Source organism: Candidatus Poriferisodalis sp., from assembly GCF_965208485.1.
Taxonomy (GTDB): Bacteria; Actinomycetota; Acidimicrobiia; order Acidimicrobiales; family Poriferisodalaceae; genus Poriferisodalis.
The window spans coordinates 3516777-3531587 of the sequence record NZ_OZ242344.1 but is presented as its reverse complement, the minus strand read 5'-3'; the positions used below and the strand labels follow the sequence as shown (position 1 = coordinate 3531587).

12 protein-coding genes and 1 pseudogene are annotated in these 14811 nt (G+C 68.3%); 5 read left to right on the top strand and 8 right to left on the bottom strand.

Annotated features, from left to right (window positions below; all coding sequences use genetic code 11):
* The first annotated feature begins 46 nt into the window (after positions 1-46).
* Positions 47-1525 carry a lysine--tRNA ligase gene (lysS, locus tag ACOGXQ_RS16525; RefSeq protein WP_419944700.1) on the top strand — a complete coding sequence of 493 codons (1479 nt, stop codon included), beginning with the start codon at positions 47-49 and terminating at the stop codon, positions 1523-1525.
* Between the two features lie 67 nt (positions 1526-1592).
* Here the strand turns inward: lysS and ACOGXQ_RS16520 are convergent, their stop codons facing one another.
* Positions 1593-2264: a PaaI family thioesterase gene (locus ACOGXQ_RS16520; protein ID WP_419944699.1), complete on the bottom strand. Its 672-nt coding sequence runs from the start codon at positions 2262-2264 to the stop codon at positions 1593-1595.
* A 40-nt stretch (positions 2265-2304) separates the two neighbouring features.
* On the opposite strand from ACOGXQ_RS16520, the pseudogene ACOGXQ_RS16515 reads away from it, so the two are divergent.
* Together ACOGXQ_RS16515 and ACOGXQ_RS16510 are read left to right on the top strand one after the other, a co-directional pair.
* Positions 2305-3056 (top strand): annotated as a pseudogene (locus ACOGXQ_RS16515) (acyl-CoA dehydrogenase family protein).
* Positions 3057-3065: 9 nt separating this feature from the next.
* Positions 3066-4388 (top strand): 3-hydroxyacyl-CoA dehydrogenase family protein, encoded by a 1323-nt coding sequence (locus ACOGXQ_RS16510; protein ID WP_419944698.1) that lies wholly within the window; start codon positions 3066-3068, stop codon positions 4386-4388.
* Positions 4389-4475: 87 nt separating this feature from the next.
* Here the strand turns inward: ACOGXQ_RS16510 and ACOGXQ_RS16505 are convergent, their stop codons facing one another.
* Genes ACOGXQ_RS16505 through ACOGXQ_RS16490 form a run of 4 tightly spaced genes read right to left on the bottom strand, consistent with a single transcriptional unit; the run spans position 4476 to position 6969 of the window.
* A complete protein-coding gene (locus ACOGXQ_RS16505; protein WP_419944697.1) occupies positions 4476-4739 on the bottom strand; it encodes a hypothetical protein in 264 nt (87 codons plus the stop codon).
* Positions 4739-4978, bottom strand: a complete 240-nt coding sequence (locus ACOGXQ_RS16500) for a type II toxin-antitoxin system Phd/YefM family antitoxin (RefSeq protein ID WP_419944696.1) — start codon at positions 4976-4978, stop codon at positions 4739-4741. Before ACOGXQ_RS16500 ends, ACOGXQ_RS16505 begins: the two co-directional genes overlap by 1 nt.
* A 57-nt stretch (positions 4979-5035) precedes the next feature.
* The gene (folP, locus tag ACOGXQ_RS16495) at positions 5036-5920 is read right to left on the bottom strand and encodes a dihydropteroate synthase (protein WP_419944695.1); all 885 of its coding nucleotides are present in this window, start codon (positions 5918-5920) and stop codon (positions 5036-5038) included.
* 17 nt (positions 5921-5937) lie between these two features.
* Complete coding sequence (locus ACOGXQ_RS16490) at positions 5938-6969, bottom strand: polyprenyl synthetase family protein (protein WP_419944694.1); 1032 nt, start codon at positions 6967-6969, stop codon at positions 5938-5940.
* A 163-nt stretch (positions 6970-7132) separates the two neighbouring features.
* Here ACOGXQ_RS16490 and ACOGXQ_RS16485 point away from each other — a divergent pair, with 163 nt between their 5' ends.
* Both ACOGXQ_RS16485 and ACOGXQ_RS16480 read left to right on the top strand, forming a co-directional pair.
* Positions 7133-9634 (top strand): ATP-dependent Clp protease ATP-binding subunit, encoded by a 2502-nt coding sequence (locus ACOGXQ_RS16485; protein WP_419944693.1) that lies wholly within the window; start codon positions 7133-7135, stop codon positions 9632-9634.
* Positions 9635-9641: 7 nt separating this feature from the next.
* The gene (locus tag ACOGXQ_RS16480) at positions 9642-10535 is read left to right on the top strand and encodes a hypothetical protein (RefSeq protein WP_419944692.1); all 894 of its coding nucleotides are present in this window, start codon (positions 9642-9644) and stop codon (positions 10533-10535) included.
* Between the two features lie 239 nt (positions 10536-10774).
* Here the strand turns inward: ACOGXQ_RS16480 and ACOGXQ_RS16475 are convergent, their stop codons facing one another.
* Genes ACOGXQ_RS16475 through larE form a run of 3 tightly spaced genes read right to left on the bottom strand, consistent with a single transcriptional unit; the run spans position 10775 to position 14702 of the window.
* On the bottom strand, positions 10775-13105 hold the full coding sequence (locus ACOGXQ_RS16475) for a [protein-PII] uridylyltransferase (protein ID WP_419944691.1): 2331 nt from the start codon (positions 13103-13105) through the stop codon (positions 10775-10777).
* Complete coding sequence (locus tag ACOGXQ_RS16470; RefSeq protein WP_419944690.1) at positions 13102-13758, bottom strand: hypothetical protein; 657 nt, start codon at positions 13756-13758, stop codon at positions 13102-13104. The genes ACOGXQ_RS16475 and ACOGXQ_RS16470 overlap by 4 nt, the downstream gene beginning before the upstream one ends.
* The gene (larE, locus tag ACOGXQ_RS16465; RefSeq protein ID WP_419944689.1) at positions 13755-14702 is read right to left on the bottom strand and encodes an ATP-dependent sacrificial sulfur transferase LarE; all 948 of its coding nucleotides are present in this window, start codon (positions 14700-14702) and stop codon (positions 13755-13757) included. Before larE ends, ACOGXQ_RS16470 begins: the two co-directional genes overlap by 4 nt.
* Between the last annotated feature and the right edge of the window lie 109 nt (positions 14703-14811).

Sequence of the window (14811 nt, the reverse complement as noted above, 5' to 3'; positions counted from 1 at the left end):
CCAGGCCACTCCAAGACGTGTCACTTCAACGAGACGTGAGCTTGCGATGACCAGGTCTCTGCCAGCGGGCGAGCCCGACGACGGCGCTGCGGCGGCCCACCAGCATCCCGGCGAAACCGGCCCGCCGTACCGCTACGAGCGAGACGCCGTTGCGGCCGACCTGCACGAGCAGTGGTCGGACCTGGAACCCGGCACCGAGACCGAGACGCGGGTCACGATCGCCGGCCGCCTGATGCTGCGGCGGGTGCAGGGCAAGCTGGCCTTCGGCACGCTCGACGACGGCACCGGTCGCATCCAGCTCTTCGCCCCCGCTGCGGTCACTCCCGACCATGCCGACTTCTGCGACCTGAACCTGGGCGACTGGATCGGCGTCAGCGGCATCGTGATGACCACCCGTCGCGGCGAGCTGAGCGTCCGGGTCGACGAATGGAGCGTGCTCGCCCGAGCTCGCCGGCCGTTCCCCGACAAGTGGCACGGCATCACCGATCCCGACACCCGCTTCCGCCAGCGCTACGTGGACCTGTGGGTCACGCCGGCCGCCCGGCGCACGTTCGCCCTGCGCAGCCAGATGATGACCGAGACCCGCCGCTTCCTCGAAGACCGGGCCTACATCGAGGTCGAGACGCCCATGTTCCACCCCATCGCAGGCGGCGCGCTGGCCAAGCCGTTCACCACCCACCACAACGCCCTCGACGCCGACCTGTGCTTGCGGATCGCCCCCGAGCTGTACCTCAAGCGTCTGATCGTGGGCGGGCTGGACCGGGTGTTCGAGATCGGCCGGGTCTTTCGCAATGAGGGCCTGTCCACCCGCCACAACCCCGAGTTCACGATGCTCGAGCTGTATGCGGCCTATGCCGACTACGGCGACATGATGGAGCTGACGTCGTCGCTGGTGGAGCACTTGGCCGTCACCCTCACCGGCTCCGCTGTCTTGAAGGCGGGCGACGAGATGATCGACGTCACGCGGCCGTGGCGGCAGGCCACCATGGCCGAACTGGCCAGCGAAGCGGTCGGCAGCACCATCAGCGTGCACACGCCGCGCGGCGAGCTGGCGGCATTGGCCGAAGCACACGACGTGGCCGTGCCCGACGGCTCGCGCACCAGCTCAGCCAAGCTGCTCACCGAGCTGTACGAAAAGCTGGCCGAGCCCGGGCTCGCCGGCCCGATCTTCGTCACCGAGCACCCTGCGGAGACCTCGCCGCTGGCCCGGCGTCACCGACGGGATCCGTTGCTGGCCGAGCGGTTCGAGGCCGTCGTGGCCGGCCGCGAGCTGGCGAACGCCTTCAGCGAACTGATCGATCCGGACGACCAGCGGCAGCGCTTCGAGGCCCAAGCCTCAGCCCGGGCCGAAGGCGACGACGAGGCCATGGTGGTGGATGAGGACTACCTGCGCGCCCTGGAATACGGCCTGCCGCCCACCGGCGGGCTCGGCATCGGCATGGACCGGCTGACCATGCTGCTGGCCGGTGTCGAGGCGATCCGCGAGGTCGTGCTGTTCCCGACACTCCGTCCCGAGCAAACCTGACCCGGGCAGAACTGAGCGTCAGCGCCGGCGCAGCAGGGCTTGAGACAGCCATCTCACCAGAGCCAGCTCAATCCTCCGGCATCTGCGGCGCGTCCTTGCGCATGATGAACAGCCCCTCGGCCCTGACGCACAGACCGTCGGGGCCATGCACGCTGGCGTGCTGGACGATCTTGCGGCCCGACGTGTGATCGATCCATGCCCGCAGCTTCAGCGGCTCGCCGATCGGCGTCGCGGCGTGATAGTGGACGGTCAGCCGGCCCGTGTACGCCTGGCGGCCCCGCATGCGGTTCAACGCGCCCATCAGCTCGTCGATGAGCAGCGCCACCACGCCGCCGTGCGTGCGCTCGGGAGGTCCCGCGAACATGGCATCCACGACGGCCTCGCCGCTCACGGCATCTTCGGATTCCTTGAAGTACCTGACGTCCACCGATGCGGGGTGCAGCTGCCCGCCGCCGATCGAGAACGGGTCGAACTCGATCTCGTCACCGGGTTCGAGCGGCAGCGGGAAGTACTGCCCCTCGTAGATCTCCCGCAGGTAGGGCCGCGAGAGCATGTCGTCGAGCTTGACGCGCAGCGTGCCCTGCTCGATCCGCTCGGCGGCGGCCTCGACGGTGGCAGCGACCTCGTGGAGCACCTCGTCGTCGACGCGCCGATTCGCCAGCGCCCGATTCAGCCGCCGCATCGCGGCAGCGGCCCGTTCGACAGCGCTCCAGTCGTGCAGACCCTCGCCGGCATTCACGGCTCGTGACGCTAGCTGCGAAGCCACATACGCTCGTCGTATGCGGCGCACCATCTTTGACGAAGAGCACGAGATGTTCCGCGGGACGGCCAAAGCCTTCGTGGAGCGTGAGATCGTCCCCAACCACCCCAAGTGGGAGGCCGACGGCAAGGTCGACAAGGCCATGTTCCGCAAGGCAGGAGACGTGGGCCTGCTGGCGACCGCCGTCGACGAGCGATTCGGCGGCGGCGGGGTCGCAACCTCGACAAGCTGGGCCTGAAGTCCCAGGACACCGCCGAACTGTTCTTCGACGACGTCTTCGTGCCCACCGAGAACCTGCTCGGCGGCGAGGGCAACGGCTTCATGCACTTGGTGCGAAACCTGCCCCAGGAGCGCCTGTCGATCGCCGTGGGCGGCGTGGCGCACGCGCAGGCTGCGTTCGACTGGACGGTGGACTATGTCACCGAGCGCACGGCCTTCGGCAAGACCATTGCCTCGTTCCAGAACACTCGCTTCGAGCCGGCCGAGATGAAGACCGAGCTGGACATCGCCTGGGTGTTCGTGGACCGCCAGATCGAGGCGCTCAACGCCGGCGAGCTGACCGCCACCGATGCCGCCGAGGCGAAGTGGTGGGTGACCGAGATGCAGCTGAGGCTGATCACCCGGTGCCTGCAGCTCTTCGGCGGGTACGGCTACATGACGGAGTTCCCGATCTCGAAGGCGTACGCGGATGCCCGGATCCAGACGATCTACGGCGGCACGACCGAGATCATGAAAGAGATCATCGGCCGCGAAGTCGCCGGAACCCGATAGGCAGGGTCGATGACGTCAATTGAATCGGCCGAGCCTGCGAGGCGCATTGATTCAGTAGCAATCATCGGCGCGGGCACGATGGGCGCCGGCATTGCCGCGGCGTCAGCGGCAGCGGGCTGCCGGGTGCTGGTGCTCGACACTGACCCCGAGGCGGTCCAGCGAGCGCTGGACGGCGTCGACGATGAATGCCGCGATCTCGTCGACATCGGCACCGTCGACGATCGGCTCGACGACATCGCCGGCTACGACTGGGTGTGCGAAGCGGTCATCGAGGACCTAGCCACCAAGCGCGACCTGTTCGAGCGGCTCGAAGCCGCCCGCAGCGACGGCTCGGTCATCTCGTCGAACACCTCGGGGATCCCGCTGCGCCAGATCTCCGAGGGCATGAGCGAACGGTTCCGGCGTGACGTGGCGATCACCCACTTCTTCAACCCGGTGCGGGTGATGAAGCTGTTCGAGCTGGTGCCCGGCGAGGACACCGAACCCGAGGTGATCGACGCCTTCGCACGCTTCGGGGCCGAGCGGCTCGGCAAGGGCGTCGTCCATGCCAAGGACACCGTCAACTTCATCGGCAACCGCATCGGCTGCTTCTTCATGCTGTCGGGCCTGCACGTGGCGAAGCCGTTCCTGGCCGGCGGCATGACCCAGGAGACCATCGACGCCGTGCTGGGCGTGCCCATCGGGCTGCCGCCGACGGGCTTGTACGGGCTCATCGACCTCATCGGCCTCGACGTGATGGAGCTGGTGGGCGCCAACCTGGCCGAGAACCTGCCAGCGGGCGACCGGGGCCTCGACTTCACTGCCTTTCCTGAGACGGAGCAAGCGATGGCCGACCGGGGCCAGCTCGGGCGAAAGACCGGCGGCGGATTCAGCCGGCGAACCAAGCTGGATGACGGATCGCGCAAGACCGAGACCTTCGATCTCGTCACCGGCGAATGGCGCGCTGCGGGGCCACCCGATCTCGGAGGCGTGCCCGCCGGCCTCGGCGAGGTGCTGTTTGCCGACTCGGTCCAGGGCGAGCTCGCCCGCCACGTCTTCGGCGGCACGCTGACCTATGCGGCCGATCTGGTGCCCGAGATCGCCGACGACATCGCCAACGTCGACAACGCCATCCGCTGGGGCTTCAACTGGGTGCACGGCCCGTTCGAGATGCTCGACCATCTCGGCCCCGATCTGGTGATCGAGTTCCTGCGCGGCGTCGATGAGCCGCTGCCGGCCATGCTCGCCACGCTCGAAGCGTCGGGGCAGCCGACCTTCTACAGCGAAGCCGCCGACGGCACCCGCACCCAGCTCATGCCTGACGGCACGGTCGCACCCGTCACGCCGTCGTGAAGCTCGGACCGTAGCCGAGATCCACAGAGGCGGATTCTTGGTGTCCGAAACCGACGAAGGCGACGAGACCAGAATCAACGCGGCGCTCTATCGCTTGACTGGTATTTCTGAATTGAAAGACGGTTTACGTGAGAAAGAGTCGGATGAGGAAATCCTCGCTGACACCCGAATTCGACGCTCGGTCAATTTGCCGCATTGGCGCGGATCCCTGGCGGCACCGGGTTGGCTGAGATCGGGCAGCGAAACGGCGACGATAACAATGGTGTCCTCGTCGGCGATGATCTCATCAAGTGTGTCGTCGGAACGCTCGGCATCGATCAGGACAGTGGTGTCGAGCAGCAAGTCCGCCATCAGCGGGCATCAATCTCGAGCAGGCCGCGCACAGTTGTCAACTGGGGCAACCAGTCTGGATCCGGCTGCGCGCGGCCGAGCAGCTGTTTGACTCTGAGGCCCTCGCCCTGACGGATGGACTCGATGCGCGCGAGAGCCTTGCCTCGCCGAATCACCGTGAAGCACACGCCGTGGTGCTCGACCGCGTCGAGCACGCCGGCCAACCCGCGGGATGCCTCGGTCGCAGTGATGTCTGCCATGAAATCAGATTATTTGATTTCATGGCTCCCGATGGCTGGGTTTCTTGGGCCGCGGGATCAGCCGTCCTCGCGACGCGGTCGCACGATGGCGTCGGTCATGCGCACGGCTTGCATCATCTCGGCCGCATCGTGCACCCGTACGACGTCGATGCCTGCGCAGATGGCGGCCACGATGGTGGATGCCGTGCCGAAGAGGCGATCGCCGGGCTTGGTGTTGGTGACCGCGCCGATGGTGGACTTGCGCGACGTGCCGATGAGCACCGGCAGCTCCAGTGCCCACAGCTCCGGCAGGCGACGCATCATCTCGAGGTTCTGCGAGACGCCGAATCCGAAGCCGAAGCCTGGATCGACGATGATCTGATCGGTGCCCACGCCGGCGTCCGAACAGATCAGCAGGCTTGCTTCCAGCCCGGCGGTCACGTCGGCCACGAGATCGGTATGGAGCCGGCCCCGCTGGTTGTGCATGATCACCGCGGCCGCCCCGCGCTCGGCCACCAGCGGCGCCATGTCGGGATCGAGGCAGAACCCGGTGATGTCGTTCACCACCGACGCGCCGGCGTCGAGAGCAGGCGCCGCCACCTCGGCCCAGGTCGTATCGACCGAGATCGGAAGCTCGGCGCCGATGCGGTCCAGCTCGGCTCGCACGGCGCCGATGACCTGCACGGCGCGGCGTCGTTCCACCTCCCGCGGTGTGGACTCGGCACCGGGCCGGCTGGACGCACCGCCCACGTCGATGATGTCCACTCCGGCGGCCACCAGCTCCCGTGTCAGCGCCAGCGCCTCGTCGAGCCGGTCGGCGACGCCGTCGCCCGAGAACGAATCCTCGGTGGCGTTGACGATGCCCATCGCGAACGTGCGGGTGCCCCATTCCCAGGGCAGACCCCGGCCGGGGTCCCACAGTTCACTGCGGTAGCAGCGACGGACCGGCCAGACGGGACCCATGGTGTGCCCCGACACGCTCAGGATCGGCCCGCGGCGTTCGCACGCGAGGCGATCGGCGGCAGCGTCCCGAGCAGGTTCGACGCCGCAGCCCGCAACCCGATCACCGCCGGCGTCGCATCGAGCGGCGCCAGCGCGTCGAGCGCGTCAGACACGCAGCCCTGCGCCGTGTCCACCGAAGTAGCGATCTCGGGGCCGTCCACGATCATCGTCCGGGCTCGGTCCCGGCGCTCGTCGTCGAGCGGTTCGCCCAGCAACTCCCGCAGTGAGTCATTGGCAGGATGACCGTCCGCCAGCATGCGGATGACCGGCAGCGTGTAGACGCCCTCGCGCAGATCGTTGCCGGAGGGCTTGCCGAGCTCCTCGTCGGTGGCCACCAGGTCGAGCACGTCGTCGACGATCTGGAATGCCATGCCATAGGCCCGCCCGAAGCTGGTCAAGCGGTCCAAGGTCTCGCCGTCGACGCCGCCCACCATCCCGCCGATGCGGCATGAGGTGGCGTACAGCTCGGCGGTCTTGCCCTGGATCGCGAGCAGGTACTGGTCCTCGGTACGGCTGCGATCATAGATCAGCTGCAGTTCGCGAACCTGTCCCTCGCACAGCCTCCCGATGGTGGCGGCCAGCAGGGCAGCGACCTCGGTGCCCAGCGACGCTGCCAGCTCGGACGCCTTGGCCAGCAGGAAATCGCCGGCCAGGATCGCCTTGAGGTTCCCCCAGCGATGGTTGACGGCCTCGATGCCGCGCCGCGTCTCCGCATCGTCCATGACGTCGTCGTGGTACAGCGAGCCCAAGTGCACCAGCTCTACTGCGACGCCGCCACGCACCATCTCGTCGGTGACCGCCTCGTGCGCGGCGCCATCAGAGTCAGGCGCCAGCGCCGAGGCGATGACGAATGCCGGACGCAGGCGCTTGCCTCCCGCGGGGATCAGATGCGAGGTCACCTCGGTGAGGAAGTCGTCGCCGGTGACCGCAGCAGCCCTCAAGGCCTCCTCGACGCGGGCCAAGTCGTCGTCGGGAGAGGGCCGGGTTTGCAGGGGCGAAAGGAGCGCCACGGCGCAACCGTAAACGACAGCGGCACCGTTGCGACACTCGTGCCGCGCGACCCTCACCCGGCGCGGAACCCCAAATGGCGAGGGAGCGATCCGGCAGGGCATCGTTACACTGCGCTCAGGAGACCCGAAGCTCCCGTGTGGGTGGCTCACGCCAGGAGGCCCAGTGTTTGAACGCTTCACCGATCGGGCCCGCCGAGTGGTGGTGTTGGCGCAGGAAGAAGCGCGCCTGCTGAATCACAACTACATCGGCACCGAGCACATCCTGCTGGGGCTGATCCACGAAGGCGAAGGTGTCGCGGCCCAAGCGCTCGAGTCGCTGGGCATCTCGCTCGAGGCGGTGCGCAGCCAGGTCGAGGAGATCATCGGGCAGGGCAGCTCGTCGCCGAGCGGCCACATTCCCTTCACGCCGCGCGCCAAGAAAGTGCTGGAGCTCTCCTTGCGCGAGGCCCTGCAGCTCGGCCACAACTACATCGGCACCGAGCACGTCCTGCTCGGGCTCATACGCGAGGGGGAGGGCGTTGCCGCTCAGGTGCTGGTCAAGCTCGGCGCCGATCTCTCGAAGGTCCGCCAGGAAGTCATCCAGCAGCTGTCCGGCTACAGCGGCTCCGGCGGCGGGCGCGAGACCGTCGGCGCCTCGTCCGGCCAAGCCAGCGAGCAGAGCGCCCAGAGCGGCTCGCTGGTGCTGGACCAGTTCGGGCGCAACCTGACCGCGGACGCCCGGGCCAAGAAGCTCGACCCGGTCATCGGGAGGCTGCGAGAGACCGAGCGCGTCATGCAGGTGCTGTCGCGCCGCACCAAGAACAACCCGGTGCTCGTCGGCGAGCCCGGCGTGGGCAAGACCGCCATTGTCGAAGGCTTGGCACAGAAGATCGTCAACAACGACGTCCCCGAGCTGCTGCGTGACAAGCAGCTCTACACGCTCGACCTCGGCGCGCTGGTCGCCGGCTCCCGCTACCGGGGCGACTTCGAGGAGCGCCTGAAGAAGGTTCTCAAGGAGATCCGCACCCGCGGCGACATCATCCTGTTCATCGACGAGCTGCACACGCTCGTCGGCGCCGGCGCCGCGGAAGGCGCCATCGATGCAGCCTCGATCCTCAAGCCGATGCTGGCGCGCGGCGAGCTGCAGACCATCGGCGCCACCACGCTCGAGGAGTACCGCAAGTACCTCGAGAAGGACGCCGCGCTCGAGCGCCGTTTCCAGCCCATCACGGTGGACGAGCCCACGCTCAGCCACACCATCGAGATCGTCAAGGGGCTGCGCGACCGCTACGAGCAGCACCACCGGGTCACCATCACCGACCAGGCGCTCGTGGCCGCAGCCAACCTGGCCGACCGCTACATCGCCGACCGGCACCTGCCCGACAAGGCCATCGACCTCATTGACGAAGCCGGCTCTCGCTTGCGCATCAAGCGCATGTCGACCCCGCCCGACTTCAAGGAGATCGAGACCAAGCTGGCCGATGTCACCGAGCGCAAGAAGCAGGCCGTCGAGTCGCAAGACTTCGAGACGGCCGGTGAGCTGCGCGACGAGGAAAAGGAACTGCTCGAACGCCGCACCGAGATCCTGGCGCAGGCCAAGGCCGAGGGCCACGACCTGTTCGACGAGGTCGACGAAGAGACGATCGCGGAGGTGCTGTCGATCTGGACCGGCATCCCCGTCTACAAGCTGACCGAGGAAGAGACCCAGAAGCTCCTCAAGATGGAAGATGCCCTGCACAAGCGGGTCATCGGCCAGAACGACGCCATCAAGGCGGTCAGCCAGGCGATCCGCCGCACCCGTGCCGGCCTGAAGGATCCCAAGCGACCGGGCGGCTCGTTCATCTTCCTGGGCCCCTCCGGTGTGGGCAAGACAGAGCTGGCCAAGACGCTGGCCGAGTTCCTGTTCGGCGACGAGGACTCGCTGATCAGCCTCGACATGTCCGAGTACATGGACAAGTTCACGGTGAGCCGCCTCGTCGGCGCGCCGCCCGGGTACGTCGGCTACGACGAGGGCGGCCAGCTCACTGAGGCGGTCCGGCGCAAGCCGTTCTCGGTGGTGCTGTTCGACGAGATCGAGAAGGCCCACCCGGACGTGTTCAACACGCTGCTGCAGATCCTCGAAGAGGGCCGGCTGACCGACGCGCAAGGCCGCTCGGTCGACTTCCGCAACGCGGTGCTCATCATGACCTCCAACCTGGGCACGGCCGACCTGCGCAAGGCCCGGGTGGGCTTCGCGACGGCTGACGAGGGTGCGAGCTACGAGCGGATGAAGGAGAAGGTCGACGACGCGCTCAAGGCGCAGTTCCGGCCCGAGTTCCTGAACCGCATCGACGACACGATCGTCTTCCACGAGCTGAGTGTCGAGGAGGTGACCCAGATCGTCGACCTGATGATCTCGCGCACCAGCGACCAGTTGCGGGCTCAGGGCCTGGGACTCGAGCTGACCGACGCCGCCAAGGAATGGCTGGCCCGCACCGGTTACGACCCCCAACTCGGCGCACGGCCGCTGCGGCGTGCGCTGCAGCACCACGTTGAGGACGCGCTGAGCGAGCGGATCCTCTACAAGGAATTCCACGCCGGCGAGATCATCGTGGTGGATGTGGAGGACGACGAGATCGTGTTCCGCACCATCGAGGGCTTCGACCCCGGGCCGATCGAGCTCGAAGAGGCTGCAACGGCCGAGTAGCCGTGCCATGACGGGCACGGTGCCTCCCCCGCCGGTGCCTGAAACGCGCACTCAGCCGCAGCGACGCTTCACCGTTGCGCTTGCAGTTGCGGCAGTGTCCATGGCGCTGCTGGCCGCGGGCTGCCGAGTCGACATCGTTGTCGACATCGACATCGCACACGACGGCGCCGGCGAGGTCACCGTCGAGGTGGTCTTCGACGAAGAGGTGCTGCGGTGGACGCCCGGCTTGGCTGAACTGATCGTGACAGACGACCTGGTGGGCTGGGAGGTCAGCCGGCAGCTTTCGGACACCTCCGCAGGCGAGCGCCTTGTCGTGGTCGCGTCCAAGCGGTTCTCGTCACCCTCCGAGCTGGCCGGCGTGCTTGCTGAGATCGACCAGCCTCCAGATGGGTCGGCCGGACTGTTCAGGTCCGCGACCTATGTGGGATCACGTGACGGCGCGCTGGTGCGCTACGAGCTGACCGTCACCGTCGGGCTGGACCGACCGATCAGCGAGCTGGTGAACCCCGCTACCGCCGAGGCGCTCGAAGGGGAGCGGTTCGGCATGCAGATCGCGGACATCGAGGCGCGGGCGGGCGTTCCGCTGGACGAGCTGGTGTCGCTGGTGGTGCAGGCGTCGGTGCCCAACGGTGCGGGCAGGCTGCCGGAGTCGGGAGCGATGACGCTCAATGAAAGCGACACGCGCAATGAAGACGGCACGCGGGAGCTGCGAGTGGTCGGCGAGATGGTCGATCACGAGATTGCGACAGCCGATGCCGATGCCGAGCGGCTGGCTCAACGGGCCAGTCGTGGCACCCGCATCGCGATCGTCTGGGGGATTGCCGTGGCGATCATCGCCGCGCTGCTCTTGGCTCTCGCCGCTCGAAACCGGCGCCGTCGTCAGGGATTCAGCTTCCGCTAGCTGTTCCTGCTCGATGAAGCGCTGGAGATCGTCAAGGTCTGACGGGCACGAGTCGGCCACGCGCGACGGACGGCCGCTGCGATCCAGGCCGGGTGTCGCGAAGCGGGGCCGGTCTGTGCTCACCCGGAACGTTTTCGATTCCTGTTCGCGTCTCTGGGGCCTTCGCCAAGACCCGTACATGGACTTCGACTGTAACCCTGTGCCACGCGCCAGCAAAGCCGTTTTTTGCAATGTGAGCTCTACGACAGGACGTAGTGCAGGGCCAGTTTCACCTCGCGCTGGTGTGCTTCGTCGATGACCGGCCCATCGGGGCCGACCACGTAGAACGAGTCGACCACCACGTTCGCCAGCGTCTGGATCTTGGCCGAGCGGATGTCCAAGCCCATCTCGGCCAGCACGCGCGTCACCTTGTACAGAACGCCGATGTGGTCCTCGGTGCGAATCTCCACAATCGTCGCGCCGGTGGCCGACTCGGCATCGAAGCTGACCCCGGTGGCAGCCCTGGTGGCTGACAGGGCTCGGCGCCGCCGGTACACCCGGGCTCGCTCGGCGATGCGCGCCTCCAGCGCCAGGTGGCCCCGCAGCGACCGCCGCACGTCGTAAATGACCCGATCCCAGTCGACGGGCGCATCGGGCGGCACGATGCGGAACGACGACACCGCCATGCCCGCGGGACTCGAGTAGGCGTCCGCCTGCAGCACGTCCAGCCCGCGCAGTGCCAGCACGCCCGCCGCCCGGCTGAACAGCCCGCGCTCGTCGGGAGCGACCACTGTGAGCACGTCTCCGTCGACCCGCAGCGCCGTCTCGCCGGCGGCCATCAGCTCCACGATTTCCTCAGTCAGCAGGCGCCGGGGGCTGGACTGGGCCTGATCCGCGCCGCTCAAGTGCTCGGAGGTCATCTCGACGAGTGCGGAGACCAGGTTCGCCGTCCAGTCCCCCCACGCCATCGGACCGGTCGCCATGCAGTCGGCCTCGGTCATGACCGCCAGCAGCTCCAGGAACTCCTGAGTCTCGACGGCGCGGACGACGGTGACAACGGTCAGCGGGTCGTCGAGGTCTCGACGCGTGGCGATGTCGGTCAGCAGCAGGTGGTGCTGCACCAGGCGCACCAAGGTGTCGGCGTCGGTGGCGCTCCAGCCGCAGCGCCGGGCGATCGGGCCCGCCAAGCGCATCCCGACCTGGGTGTGGTCTCCGGGGTAGCCCTTGCCGATGTCGTGCAGCAGTGCCCCCATCAGCAGCAGGTCAGGTCGTGCCACACGGTGGGTGAAGCGCGCTGCCGTGGCCACGGCCTCGAGCAGGTGCCGGTCCACCGTGAAGCGGTGGTATCGGGATCGCTGGGGGCGATTGCGGTTCGGCGCCCACTCGGGCAGCACCCTGGTCCACACGTCGAAGTAGTCGAGCGCCTCGATGACGTCGATGGCCCGGTGCCCGCAGGCGAGCAGATCCACGAACAGGTCACGGGCGCCATGGGGCCACGGATCGGGAAACTGCGCCTGGCGCTCGGCCAGCTTGTCGAGGCTGGCCCGGCTGATCGGGATGTCGCCGCGGGCCGACTGCACGGCGGCGTGCAGCACCAGCACGACATCGGCGGCGGGGTCGCCGTCGATGACCAGCTCGCCGTCTCGAACCGCCAAGCCGGCGATGTCGACGTCCGGTGCCTCGAAGGAGGTGCGCCGACGGGCAACGCCCGACCACAGCTGATCGGACAGGAACGCGATGACGCGCCCCGCCTGCGCGATGTCGGCCATGAAGGCATCGGCGTCGATGGCGCCGTACCGCTCGGCCACCGCATCCTGATCGTCGGCCGACAGCACATCGCTGCGCAGGCCCGTGGTGCGGTGCAAGTCGACCCGCGCCCTCAGCAGCGTCCGGTAGGCGTCGGCCAGGCGTTCGGTATCTGCTGCGGGCAACTCAGCGCCGGCCAGCCGCGCCCACCTAATCGCGTGCGCGTCACGCAGACCGCCACGGCCCGTCTTGAGATCGGGCTCCAGCCGGAACGCCACCTCGCCGCTCTGGCTGTGCCAGCGGCTGACCGCACGCTGCAGCTCGTCGAGCCGCCCCGTTGCGTCGTCACGCCAGAGGTCCCGCACGCCGGCGATCAGGCGCTGGGTCAGGTCCGCATCGCCGATCAGGTGGCGGCCATCGGCAAGCGCCGTCGCCGTGTCGATGTCCGATGCTGCCAACCCCAGCGTCCCCAGCAGCGAGCGCACCGCGTGGCCGAGCTTCAGCTTCTCGTCCCAGATCGGATACCAGAGCCGGTCGGCCAAGTTGCCCCGCTGCGAGCTGTCCCCGAGCGCACCGTGGCTCGCCAGCAGCGATGCGCGGCCGTCGTGCAGCAGCAACAGGTCGATGTCGCTGCCGGGGCACAGCTCGGCGCGGCCGTAGCCGCCGACTGCCACGAGCGCCACTCCGGTGCCCGAGCCGTGGTCGCCGTTCAGTCCCCATTCAGCGGCCTCGGCGGCGTACCGCTCAGCCAGCCAAGCGTCGGTGAGATCGGACAGCGCCGCCGGCAGTTCGGCCGCGTCGGCGGTCCGGACCAGCGCCGCTCGCCGCTCGCCGAACGACGTCACCGCTGCCCGGCTGTGTCAATGCGCCTCGCAGGCTCGGCTGTGTCAATGCGCCTCGCAGGCTCGGCTGTGTCAATGCGCCTCGCAGGCTCGGCTGTGTCAATGCGCCTCGCAGGCTCGGCTGTGTCAATGCGCCTCGCAGGCTCGGCTGTGTCAATGCGCCGTCGCTGCAGCACCTCGAACGCCTTCGCCGCGCCCCACGCGATGCCGATCGGACCCAGCTCCGGATCGATGTCGGCGAACGAGGCCGGCGTCAGGTCGTAGGGATCATCGGGAAAGCGGGACGCATCGAAGTCGTCACGCTCGGACACCGGCACGCCGCCGTCGGCCAGCACTTGCGTCGGGAACCGCACGGCGCTGCGCAGCACACTCAAGGGCGTGGTCTGCTGCTCGTCCACATCGGTTGCCAGCAGCTCCCGCAACCGAGAACCGACCTCTGCCGCACACCGCATCCCGGCGTTATGCGCCGGAGCGCTGAGTTCCGCAGGAGCAATGCCGGCGCGCTCGCAGGCCGAAGCCACGCAGCGCTCGACCCAGCCGGGCAATGCGCCAACGGCCCCGTCGGCCAGCAACTCAGCGGCTTCCTCCACTGATCGTGGCATCAAGGCATCGGGCGGCACCGCAGGAGCATCGGCATCCGTCTCGGTCACGCTCATCGCCCGGCCCCTGCGGCGGGCTCGTTGCACATGCCGTCGGCCCCAAGTCCGTCAGGTCCAGTGCTATCGGGCACCGCGTTGCCGGGAACAGGTCCAGCCAGCCCCTCCGTCGGCGATGTCTCCAGAGCCGGCGAGCTAGGTGCCTCCAGCGCGTCGTTGAGGTTGCCCGAGCGGAAGCCTTCGAGGTCCAGGGTGACGTAGCGATAGCCGGCGCCCTTGACAGCGGCGACCAGTTCGTTTCGCCGCGCGACAGCAGTCGCCAAGTCGTCGGTCGCCAGCTCGATGCGGGCCACCTCGCCGTAGTGGCGCACCCTGAGCTGACCGAACCCGAGCCGTCTCAATGCGGCTTCGGCACGGTCCAGCCGGTCCAGCAGCGGCACCGACACCGGCGTCCCGTAGGGAATCCGCGAGGCCAAGCACGCCGCTGCGGGCTTGTCCCAAGTGCGTAGGCCCAACCTCTCGCTCACCCGGCGCACGTCGGCCTTCGTGAAACCGGTCTCCACCAGCGGGAACCGCGCTCCCCGACCGGCGGCAGCCTGCTGGCCCGGCCGGTGATCCCCCAAGTCGTCGACGTTGACGCCCAGCACCACGGTGGCGTCGCGCTCGGCAGCCAGCGGCTCGAGCACGTCCATGAGCGCCGACTTGCACCAGAAGCAGCGATCGGCGTCGTTCGCCCGGTAGGCGGCATCGCTCATCTCGTCGGTGCGGACCGCCTGCCACCGCAGTCCCCACTCGCGGGCGAGCGCGACGCAGTCGTCCTTCTCGTCGCCGGCGAGGCTGGGCGAGACGGCGGTGACGCACAGCGCGTCGTCGCCCAGCACGTCGTTGGCCGCCCATGCCACCAGCGACGAGTCGACGCCGCCGCTGAAGGCGACCACCACCGGCCCAATGCCCTCGAGCGTCTCGCGCAGCGACTCGATGCCCACAGGTGCCGGTGCGCTCATGGTTCCGATCTCACCCACCATCGCCCCGGAGCAGAGGCTGAACCCCGGGTCCGAGCGGCCCGCGAGCGAAGCGAACAAGAGCGGGAAGCAACTGGTGCGACAACACGAG

What these genes read in the sequence shown, in the direction of transcription:
- ACOGXQ_RS16500 (WP_419944696.1), bottom strand. Translation starts at nt 4,978, where the DNA reads ATGGCAGACATCACTGCGACCGAGGCATCCCGCGGGTTGGCCGGCGTG.
- lysS (WP_419944700.1), top strand. Translation starts at nt 47, where the DNA reads ATGACCAGGTCTCTGCCAGCGGGCGAGCCCGACGACGGCGCTGCGGCG.
- ACOGXQ_RS16510 (WP_419944698.1), top strand. Translation starts at nt 3,066, where the DNA reads ATGACGTCAATTGAATCGGCCGAGCCTGCGAGGCGCATTGATTCAGTA.
- folP (WP_419944695.1), bottom strand. Translation starts at nt 5,920, where the DNA reads ATGGGTCCCGTCTGGCCGGTCCGTCGCTGCTACCGCAGTGAACTGTGG.
- ACOGXQ_RS16505 (WP_419944697.1), bottom strand. Translation starts at nt 4,739, where the DNA reads ATGGCGGACTTGCTGCTCGACACCACTGTCCTGATCGATGCCGAGCGT.
- larE (WP_419944689.1), bottom strand. Translation starts at nt 14,702, where the DNA reads ATGAGCGCACCGGCACCTGTGGGCATCGAGTCGCTGCGCGAGACGCTC.
- ACOGXQ_RS16480 (WP_419944692.1), top strand. Translation starts at nt 9,642, where the DNA reads ATGACGGGCACGGTGCCTCCCCCGCCGGTGCCTGAAACGCGCACTCAG.
- ACOGXQ_RS16470 (WP_419944690.1), bottom strand. Translation starts at nt 13,758, where the DNA reads ATGAGCGTGACCGAGACGGATGCCGATGCTCCTGCGGTGCCGCCCGAT.